At 63.2% G+C, this 10,396-nt stretch carries 8 protein-coding genes; 7 read left to right on the plus strand and 1 reads right to left on the minus strand.

Annotation, left to right across the window (positions count from 1 at the left end):
- The first annotated feature begins 21 nt into the window (after positions 1-21).
- From traN to KRZ98_RS19680, 7 genes are read left to right on the plus strand one after another with little or no spacing between them, the layout of a single operon-like run.
- Positions 22-1,089, plus strand: coding sequence for a conjugal transfer protein TraN (gene traN / locus KRZ98_RS19650; RefSeq protein WP_231736480.1), 1,068 nt, complete (start codon positions 22-24; stop codon positions 1,087-1,089).
- The gene (locus KRZ98_RS19655) at positions 1,061-1,951 is read left to right on the plus strand and encodes a type-F conjugative transfer system pilin assembly protein TrbC (protein ID WP_082733406.1); all 891 of its coding nucleotides are present in this window, start codon (positions 1,061-1,063) and stop codon (positions 1,949-1,951) included. Before traN ends, KRZ98_RS19655 begins: the two co-directional genes overlap by 29 nt.
- Entirely contained in the window at positions 1,923-2,519 is a 597-nt protein-coding gene (locus KRZ98_RS19660) for a S26 family signal peptidase (RefSeq protein WP_066764172.1), read from the plus strand. The genes KRZ98_RS19655 and KRZ98_RS19660 overlap by 29 nt, the downstream gene beginning before the upstream one ends.
- Entirely contained in the window at positions 2,516-3,403 is an 888-nt protein-coding gene (locus KRZ98_RS19665) for a conjugal transfer protein TraF (RefSeq protein ID WP_066764171.1), read from the plus strand. Before KRZ98_RS19660 ends, KRZ98_RS19665 begins: the two co-directional genes overlap by 4 nt.
- A gap of 14 nt (positions 3,404-3,417) precedes the next feature.
- Positions 3,418-4,002: a hypothetical protein gene (locus KRZ98_RS19670; RefSeq protein ID WP_231736479.1), complete on the plus strand. Its 585-nt coding sequence runs from the start codon at positions 3,418-3,420 to the stop codon at positions 4,000-4,002.
- A 46-nt stretch (positions 4,003-4,048) separates the two neighbouring features.
- A complete protein-coding gene (locus tag KRZ98_RS19675; RefSeq protein WP_066764167.1) occupies positions 4,049-5,473 on the plus strand; it encodes a conjugal transfer protein TraH in 1,425 nt (474 codons plus the stop codon).
- A gap of 8 nt (positions 5,474-5,481) precedes the next feature.
- Positions 5,482-9,225 carry a conjugal transfer protein TraG N-terminal domain-containing protein gene (locus tag KRZ98_RS19680; RefSeq protein WP_216313483.1) on the plus strand — a complete coding sequence of 1,248 codons (3,744 nt, stop codon included), beginning with the start codon at positions 5,482-5,484 and terminating at the stop codon, positions 9,223-9,225.
- Positions 9,226-9,227: 2 nt separating this feature from the next.
- On the opposite strand, the gene KRZ98_RS19685 is transcribed toward KRZ98_RS19680, so the two are convergent.
- Positions 9,228-9,620, minus strand: a complete 393-nt coding sequence (locus KRZ98_RS19685) for a hypothetical protein (RefSeq protein WP_066764166.1) — start codon at positions 9,618-9,620, stop codon at positions 9,228-9,230.
- Positions 9,621-10,396: the final 776 nt, after the last annotated feature.

Genomic DNA, 10,396 nt, shown 5'->3' on the forward strand with positions numbered 1-10,396 from the left:
CAGCCACGCCCCCATCTCTTAATGTTCCTGCTTGTCGCGGCGAGCCTGGCGCTGTTCCCGGCGACTGCCATGGCCCAGCAATTATGCGCGGTTGATTTGAACGGCAATGGCGATGCGGCCGACGACGGCGAAACGGCGAGCTGTCACCTGACCGGTTCAGGCGGATGGATGTGTCGGATCGGCGAAACGCGCTGCGAGGCGGATCCGGCCGGGACGATGCACTGCCCACTCGGCGATCACTATGCCTGCGCCGTACCGGCAAGCGGCGGCGCGCCAAGCTGCTCGGCCAATGCCTGCATCGACACCAGCGCCAATCCTGTCGTCGAGGATCCGCCGGTCGATGATCCGGGAGTCGACGCAGATGGCGCCGTCGATGCCGACGGCAATTGCCTCGGCACGATCGAGATCTTCTCCGGACGCGCCGCGCGCTGTCGCCCCGCGGGTCTCAGCACCAGCTTTCAGAATTGCTGCAAGGACAAGGGCAAGATCGTCAAGGACGGCATGGGCGGTTCGATCTCGTCGATTACGACCAAGATCGCGGTCGCCAAGGGCGTCTTCACCGGCATGAAGGCCGCGTATACCGCCTTCAAGGCCGGCGCGACGGCGAGCCAGGCCGCCAGTGCTGGCGCCAACGCAATCATCGTCGGCATCGATCCGACATCGATCGCGATCAGCCTGGCCGTCAATTTCATGATCGAGGTGCTGCTCCAGGGCTGCGACCAACAGGACATGGAAGTGGGCATGCTGCGCGGCTCGGGCATGTGCCATGAAGTGGGCAGCTATTGCTCCTCGAAGATACTGGGCATCTGTGTGCAGAAGGCCCAGGGCCATTGCTGCTTCAACACCAAGCTTGGCCGTATCATCCAGGAACAGGGTCGGCCTCAACTCAAAGCCTTCAGTGCAATTGGCTGGGGCACACCCAAGGAACCCTATTGCCGGGGATTTACGCCAGAAGAATTCCAGGCGCTCGACTTCAGCAAAATGGACCTCTCCGAATATTATGCGGAAATCGAGGCACGCGCCCAATTCGAAATCCAGATCGATATGAAGGACAAGATCGATGCCCATATGCAGACGATCAGCAACTAGCCGCGCCCTGCTTCTGGCGGCTCTCACGTTCAACCCCGCATCGGTGCGTGCAAGTGAACCGCGGGCTGTAGCCGATCAGCCGACAAGCGAAAATGCGCGTGCGCGCATCCAGGACCAGGGCGAGGCAGCTATGGAGCGCGTGAAGCGGGCTGCCGCCAAGGCCAAGGCTTCAACGAAAGCTTCGCCCGTTCTGCCCTCAAAAGCCGACGCTGGCGCGGAGCGACGCGCCTTCGAGGGTATCAACAGGCGCAAGCAGGACCCCGCCATGGCGAAACGGGTGGAGGCCGACGTCGCGGCAGCACGCGACGCACTGGCCATCGAGCGCGAGAACGCCAGCCGTCGTGTCGCGCAGGCCCTGGGCCTCGAACCGCCCGAAGAAGCGGCACTCGCCGGCGTCGTCTCCGGAGCTGGCGCGAAACGCTGGGTTCCGGTGCTGTTCGTGTCGTCCTCCATGCCGGTCGAAACGCTGCGCACCTATGCAGGGCAACTCGAGCGGGCCGGGGGTGTCATGGCCTTCCGGGGCATGCCGGGCGGGATGCGGCAGGTTGGGCCGATAGCGAAATTGTCGGCCGCCATTTTGCGGCGCGACCCCGGCTGCGAAGGCCCGGCCTGCGCGATGCGCGACGTGCAGCTCATCGTCGATCCGCTGGTGTTCCGGCAGCATGGCGTCACCCAGGTGCCCGCGCTGGCAATGATCCCGGGTGATCCGACCCTGCCCTACTGTGAACGCAACGAGGCCAGCCCGCGTGCCGCGCATATCGTCCTGGGCGATGCCGCCCTTTCCGGACTGCTCGAGGAATATGGCCGCTTGGGCGGCAAAGAGGAGGTGCGAGATGCTCTTGCTCAGTTGGCGGGCCGGTAACCGGCTCTGGCGCGAACTCAAGGATTTGCCGCTCCGGGCAGCCGTGGCGCTGGGCGCAAGCGGCCTGGGGCAGCCGGCGCGGCCTGCACAGCTTCTCAAAGCCTATGGGCTCGTGCTGCCGATCGGTCTCTTCGCCTGGTGGGTGATGCCGCAGATCACGCTCGTTATGACGCCGTCGATCGACGCCTGGGTGGTGCACCGTTCCCCTGGCGTTGTTGAGCGCGGCGATCTCGTGTCCTTCACGCTCTCCGACCCGGTGGCGGGCCCGGCCCCCGTCTCCGTCACCAAATATGCACTGTGCCTGCCCGGAGACCGGATCGTCATGATCGAAAGGCCCGCCAGCTTGGGCGGGGGCCGGAATGGCTGGTATTATTGCAATGGCGAGTTGATGGGCATGAGCAAACCTGCCGCACGCAGCGGCAAGGCGCTTGACCATTGGCTGCCGGAAAGCGCGCGCATTCCCGAGGGGATGATCTTCGTCGGCTCGCGTCATCCTGACGGGTATGACAGCCGCTATTATGGCCCGGTGGCGATCGAGCGGCTCTCTCGCATGGAGAAACTGCTATGAAGCGCTTGTTCTCCATGGGTGCGGTCCTGCTCATGTCCGCCGGTCCCGCATGCGCCCAAGCGACATCTGCGCCCACAACCGATTATGCGGCACGGGGTTATTGGTGGTACGAGACGCCCAAATCCGGCCCTGCCGAAGAAGCGCAAGATGACGCCGTTCCAAAGCCCCTCATCCCGCCGATGGTCGAGTTGGCCAAATGGTCGCCGCCCAGGATCGCGAAGCTCATCGTGGAGCAGCGCGACTATGCCGCAACCGTCCTCACGATCGACGCGGTCGCCGATTTCTGGCGCCTGCAGGACTTCGCCCGGCGTAAGGCCCGTGCCTTTGCCGGCGTCACCCAGCTGGCCATGCTCACCCATCCGCAGCTCAATGCCAGAGCGGCCAATCCGATGGTCGGCGAAGCGCGCGATGTGCTGGGCGCGCAGAAGGATCAGATCCGCCGCCAGTATCTGCGGGCGCACGCCGGAGAGTTCGCGCTCGTCATGTTTGCCCGCGAGACCTGCGGCTATTGCAAGGTGCAATGGCCGATCGTCCAGCGGTTCCAGGATGACATGGGCTGGCAGGTAAGCCTGATGGACCTTGATCGCCGGCCTGAGATGGGACAGCGTTTCGGGGTCGAAGTGACGCCGACCACCATGGTCATCCGCCGGGGCAGTTCCCAGCGCATGGTGATCGCCGCGGGCGTCGAGACGTATCCCAATCTCGCGCAGATGGCCTATCAGGCCGTACGGCTGCTGAGCGGTGATATCCGGCCAGAGCAATGGCTGACCGGCGCTGGCGAGGAAGACGGGTTCTTCGACGCGCTGGCCAATGGCCCTGTCTCCTCGACCGATCCGCGCGTGATCGGCGGCGATCTCATCGATGCACGGGCCTCCAGGCCATGAGGCGCCTGGTCCGCATGCTGGTCTCCGGCCCCCTCCTGCTCGCGCCATCGGCATTGCTGCCGGCCACCGCCCTCGCGCAGCAGAAAGACCGGGACGCCGCGCGGCAGGCCGCCATTCATCCGGTGTCGACAGCTGCGGACATGCGACTTTGGCTTTCGCGCGTGCCGGTCACGCGCGATTTTCCGCCCGATTTCGAACCCATGCTGCGCGGTCAGGCATCGCTCTATGTGATCGAAATGAGCACCGCGCTAGGTTGCCTGCCGTGCGGCGACCTATGGTCAAAGCTTCTGGCATTCCGTGGTCGCTACGGCTGGCAGGTCCGAACACTTGGGACAGAGGAAGCGACGCTGCGCTCGGGTCGTCTCGGCCTTCCCTGGGTCGGCAACCCCGTCGCCTGGGTGCGGCCGCTGGTCGATCCGGGTCGCATGGTGCCGATCGCGATCGGTACCGATCACGGCGCCAATATCGCGCGCAACACCTGGCTGGCCGCCCGGATGCTGTCCGGAACCCGGGCAGCCGTCGGCGTGCGCGCCATGTCGAAATTTACCGGAATTGTCGGCGTGAGGGCGCCGGTCTCTTCCGATCGGAAAATACGCTGATCTTGTGGGGGCTGTGTCGTCAACTTTTCCCATCAGGAAATCTGTCATGGTCCGTCTTGTACGCCGTCCCCTTCTTGCTCTCTGCCTGATTGCAGCGTCCTGCGGCCAGGCGGTGCCCGCTCATGCCCAAAGCTGGGCTGAAAGCTGGTTTGACAATGTCACCTACACTTCGCCGGGTAGCTTCGAGGATCAGACCCGCGGCTATGTGACCGCGGGCGGAATGTCGGGCCGTGTCGACGTCCATGACGACTATCTCATGAGTCTGACGCTTCCCAAGGTGAAGGCCGGCTGCGGCGGCATCGACATGTTCTTAGGCGGCATGTCGTTCCTCGACCCCGACTATCTCGTCCAGAAGCTGGAGACGATCCTGCAGGCCGCGCCGGCCGTCGCCTTCCAGTATCTTCTCGAAACGCTCGACGAGAAGATGGGAAATATAATTTCAAAGATGGAGGCGGCCACCAATTACCTGAACTCGATCCAGGTGAACGACTGCCGCCTTGCCAATCGCATGGTGCAAATCGCCAAAGGCGACGACAACATGTCGGGGATCGTCGAGGAGATGACCGGCTACAAGTCGATCCGCGAGGGCTATGCCAATAGCTGGCAGCAGAGCCGCGAGAAAATCCAGTCGAACAAGGGCAACCCGACCGAGGATCTCAAGGACGCACTCGCCAATTGCCCGGCCGAGGTCACGGACATCTTCAAGACCGGCTCGCTTCTAGCGCATGCCGCCGCGCGGGTGGGTGCATCCGACTGGGCGGGCGTGATGCGGGCCCGCGTCGGCGATGTCTATATGCGCTGGGACGCCAACGACAAGGTGCCGATCTTTTCGGCTATTCCCGCCTGTCCGCGCCAGGATACCGAAAGCGCCGATGACTTCCTGACGGGGCGTGTTCCGACCCGCGCGCTCAACATCCCTGCGACTGGCGCGGATTGTTCGGTGAACGGTGCGGGGCGCGGCGCGCTCATATTGGCGCGCGAGCGGATGGAGGCGATCTCTGTCAAGATCCGGACGCGCGCTGCGCTCACCGTCGAGGAAAAGCAGTTCGTCGCCAATGTCCGGACACTGCCGGTCTATCGCCTGCTCGAATGGGGCGTGCGGCAGGGCCTCACCGACAGCGTGATCGCCGATACGGACGAACTGGTGGCTCTCACCCTCGCTTATCAGATGCTGAACGACCTCACCCGCTCGATCGACTTCGCGCTGCAGAATGCCGAGCGCGGCGCGACCACGGCGGGCGCCGCGGATGCCGAGAATAACAACTTATGCCAGACCCGCATTCTGACCAAGGGCATCGAGCAGCTGCGCGAGTTGCGTGACGAGGTGCTTCGCCAACGTGCACAGATGCGCCAATCCTACATGGCCGCGATGAGCCAGGCGAACCTGTCGGCTAACTATGCCGGGGTTGTCCGCCAGCGCGACCGCGATGCCCGCGACGCCGCGGGCGCCAACGCCAATCGCAACCGGTGAGGCGAGCCATGCGTCATCTTATCCGCCTGGCATGCGTCCTTCTGGGATGTCTGGGCGCAACACCCGCGTTGGCCATCGATGCCAGTTACCACACATGGGACGGCTTTTCCGAAACCGTCGACGCGTTCCACCTCGTAGCGATGATCTTCGGCGATCCGCGCTACGAGACGCTGGTTGTCATCATCGCGGTGGTCGGCATCGCATTTGGCGCTGTTATCGCCAGCATCAAGGGTTCCGGCATGGGCCTTGTCGCCTTCGGCTTCCAGATGCTGGTCGGCATCGGCCTGTTTGCCGGCATGATCGCTACCACCGGCACTGTCCACATCTATGATCGGGTGCGCAACGCCTATCAGCCGGTGGGCGATGTCCCCAACCTGATCGTCCTTGTAGCTGGCGTCACCAACCTGATGGAACGCGCACTTGCCGAAACCATCGACGACAACACGACCGACCCCAATGCCAAGCTGGAGTTCGGCGCGGGTGGCCATGCGTTCGATCTGTTTCTGAACGCGGTTAGCCCACGCAGCCCGATCGTCGATACTTTCCTCGACGCGACGGTGAAGGATTATGTGCGTCAATGCTATCCGGTGGCGCGTGTGTCGCCGGCCTATGGCGTCGACGACGATCAGCTTTTCCGGACGTCGACCGACCTGCCCGCCTCGTTTGCGGCAATGGCCGGCCCCGCCACCTTCTCGACCGTGTTCACGGCGAGTGACAAGGCCGGGACGACGATGAGCTGCGATGCGGCCTGGGGCTATATTGCCGACCGTCTCTCGGACGCCACATTGTTCGACGCCTATAGCGACCAAATCTGCGCCCGCACCGGCTTCGACGTGGCCCAGGCGAGCCAGCGCGATCGCTGCCGTCAGCAGATCGAAGGGCTGGGCGACATGATGCTGGGCCAGTCGATGAGCCGGCAGAAGTTCCTCACCAACGTCCTGCTCGGCCAGACCGTGGGCGACGTCCTGTTCGAGGATTCGCCGGCGGCGACCGCGCGAGTCATGGCGAACCGCGCCGTCGAGTCCAACGGCCTCGCCACCCTATCCACTGCCAACGAGTGGATGCCGACCATCCGCGCGTCAGTCTTCGCGATCATGCTCATGATGATGCCGATCGCGCTGCTGTTCATCCTGACGCCGATCAACCTGCGGGTCGCCAGCTTCGCGCTGGGGCTGTTCGTGTTCGTTGCGCTGTGGGGTGTGATCGATGCCGGCATATACCAGCTGACCCTCGGCCGGGCGATGGACGTGCTTGCCGAACTGCGCGCGACCAACGTCGCAGCCGATAGCTGGATCCTGGCACCGTCGGCCGCGATGAAGGCGCTGGCCATCTTCGGTTCGTTCCGTACGGCTGCTGCCGGCCTCGCCGGCGCTTTCGTGTTCACGGTGTTCCGCTTCTCGGGCAATATGTTCACGGCCTTCACCTCGGGCATGCTGGGTGTCCAGGGCCAGGGCAGCATGGCGGCCGCGACGGTAGGAACCAGCGAGGGCTATGCCTCGGCGCTGGAAGCGCAGGCATCGGCTAGTGGCACCACGGCGCGGCGATCGACGTCGTCCGGGTTCGGCGACTTTGGTGAACGCAGCAGCTTTGGTCTGGACCGAAGCTTTGCTTCGGCCGGATCGGTGCTTGGCGAACATGGTGGTGGGGCAGCGGGAACGGCGGCCTTTGGCCTGGGTCGTACAGACGCCGCGCGGGAGCTGGGCGGCCTCTCCCCTGCCCTCGACGGGCGGGATCTGAGCGATCCCGCGACTTCCCGCGCGATCCGCAGCAACGCCGCGACGTCTGCCATTCACAATTTTGCCCAGGGCGACGCGCTGCGCAAGCTCGGCACCACCTACTTTGGGGAAGGCCAGACCGGCGAGCGTGCCTTTGCTGCCTTCGCGCAGAACATGGTGCAGTGGAAAGCGTTCGGGGACAGCCAAGCGTACGACATGATGCAGTCGGGTGCGCAGCGGCACTTCGAGCGCGGCGGTTATGACGCGAAGGATGCCGCACTCAAGGCGTCGACTGTGATCGGCCAGGCAAGCGCCGATCCAACCTTCGCCAAGCTGACCGCCAACGCCTTCGATCAGGAGCAGATGCTGCGTAATGACCTGACTGCCGCGCAGACCCAGGTCGGCACGATGGAAGGCCGGCGCGACTATGCCGGTGAAAGGGTTACTGCCATCGAGCGGAGCAATGTCGCAACCGAGCAGGCGCAGCGCACCGGCGGCAATCAGGGGCAACGGCAGGCTGCGGCCATGCTTGGCCTTTCGGTCACTGAAACCAGCCGGCGCATCGGGTTCATCAATGCGCTCTCGGGTGAGGCGCGATCGACGGCGATCACCCAGATCTCGCGTTCTACCGGGCGCAATGAGGCACAGGTCCTGCGCGCGCTGGAGAGTTACAATGCCGCAGTCCAGGTCGGTACGGCCGACGGAGCGAGCGCGGAAGCCGCGCGGGAGGGCACGAGTGTCTACGGCCGCACGCGTGAAGCGGCGGGTTACGACTTTGCCGAGCGGTCCGGGAAGCTCGACGCCCAGCGCGAGATTGGTCCGGATGGGGTTCGCGGCAATGCCCAGATCAGCGAGCGGCGGCGTCAGGCGGATAATGCAGGCTTTGCCGAGGGTGCCGCGGCCGCTGGCGTCTCGGTCCGCGAAGCGGCACGTCTCGATTCCTTCATCCGCGCGCTGGCGGGCACTGCCGGAAACCAGGTCGACATGGCGGAAGGCGGCGCGGAGGGCATCGTCGATCGGGCGCGCAATGAGCGATTGACAGGAATAGTCAACAAGGAGCGGCTCACCCGCACCCAAGCGTTGTTGCGCGCGCATGGGATCGAGATGTCGAAGCGCCAGATTGCAATGGACCAGAATGGGGACATCGGCCTAAACCTGACTCCGGAGCTCGCGGCGCAGATGTGGCGGGGCGGGCTCATCAATGAGAGCCAGCTCGGCGCCATCGCCAATGGCGGGCATGCCCGGTTTAGCTTCGCGCACAATGATCTGCTCGTCTCCAGCAGCACCGGGTTCAGCCAGTCTGCGCGAAACGACACGAGTACGCGGTTCGAAGCCGGCAAACAGGCGGGCCCGGACACGATCGAGCATTTTCTGGGCAGCGGGGCGCAAGGCCAGACCGCCATGGCTAACTGGTTGCGCGGCGGGTTCGAGATGGATCGGCAGGGCAACTGGCGGTTGAAACCGCAGGTCGCCGATACGCTGGAGCGCGATGTCACTGCGATCATGGTGCAAACCGGGTGGCAAAGATCGCTTTCTCGAAATGCAGAACATCAGACGGGCGATACTCAGGGCGTTTCTGGCGACCTTACTGCTACCGCATCACGGGGGATTAGTTCAGGTGGGAAAGAGGGCGAAGAAAAAGGTGGCGCCAAAGGTAGTGCCGTCGGTTCGCTAACGGGCAAGTTGAGTGCGGACATAACGGATCGCGGAATCGCTTCAGTTTCGGCTCGCTCGTCGATCGACATCGTGAATTACGATGTTCGGGAGGCAATTGCCTCCGCAGAGAAAACGGCTGCCCGCTCCGGTCGCCCGGAGGAGACTTTTGCGAAACACTTGAGTGAGCAAGTGTTTGGCAATGACGGCTTGCGCAACCGCTATCTGAGGCAGGCGGATGCGGGCCGTGGCACAGTCGATGTAACGGGTCCAATCACATCGATGGAGCAGTCTTCGATCCTTAGTTCCGGACGACTGCTGTTCGATCGGGATAACGGAATGGCCGATGGCAATCCCAGCTTCAAGGAGCGGCGGGATCCATGATTTTAGTCCTGAATAACGCCGATATGTCGCAGATGTATGTCACCCGACCGAGCATCAGATGGATCTGTATAGGGATCAATCAATGGCCGTCGCGACGGCGGTCCTGGCGTTATCACCCATTCGCCGCATGCGACCTTGGCTTTGAGGAAGCTATATCCCAGAACCGCTACTACCGTGATCGGATTGAAGACAAAGATCAGCAGCACCATGACATTGACAAGGTAGATGTTCAGCCGGTCGTAGGGGATGGTGATCATAAGCTCGAGGCATATCCAGTAGAGCAGCGTCAGAGCCCAGGTCAGTTTTGCATACCATGGACGCCAGAACCAGTCCGCAGCGCGCGGCGACGGCGGGGCCGCCTGCTTTGTCGTTTCGATGTGATCAACATCCTGCATTCGCAGAGCCCTTCCAGAGAAGAAAATAGCACAGCTTCGCTGGGCATGAAATCGGCCGACAATCAGTATGGTGGCCCGCCTTTACGGGGGAATCCATCCAGATCCCCTCCCCTTCGTTCTTTCCACCCTCACCCCGCCCCGATTTGCAGTCGGGGCTTGAAATGCAGGCGGGTTCAGCGACGGAACGCGAGCCCCGATGAGTAAGAAGCGGCGATCTTCGAATATGCTACCCCAGCTCTCGCCAAGAGCGGACGCAGCTATTCTGCGTCTTGCCAGGCTTCTGGGTCGCCAGCTTGCGCGCGGACTCGATGAGGAGCAGAAGGAACGCGAAAAGCGCGCCCAGAAGCCGTCTGAAGCTTCAGACTGATTGTCTGAACACGGCGAACGGGATTGCAAGCACCTCCTTTCGATATGACTGGTGCGGCCATGCGAGCCAGGCGCCGCGTGCTCGTGAGTGTATGGATTGCACGACGTTGCGGTCAGCACGGCCTATGAAACGCTCGGCATATCAGATTTTTGGACGAGGTCGCGGGATAGGTGAAGACAGGAGATGCGGGTGGGAGTCTGGCAGGAATATGCCCGCTCCGCCTATAAAAGAGCCTCACTCCTCCATAGCCGAATGAGCTACGTCTCCCAGTTTCCCATCAGATAAGACCGTATGTCCGTTTCGTGAAAGAGGTTGGTTCGCCCTACACTGGTGCTCCGAGGGTTGCTCGGGTGGGCCGAGCCTATCCTCACACGAGGAGGACGAACCGTGGAACATTCTACAGAAGTTT

It is taken from the genome of Sphingobium sp. AS12 (genome assembly GCF_019097845.1).
Classification (GTDB): domain Bacteria; phylum Pseudomonadota; class Alphaproteobacteria; order Sphingomonadales; family Sphingomonadaceae; genus Sphingobium.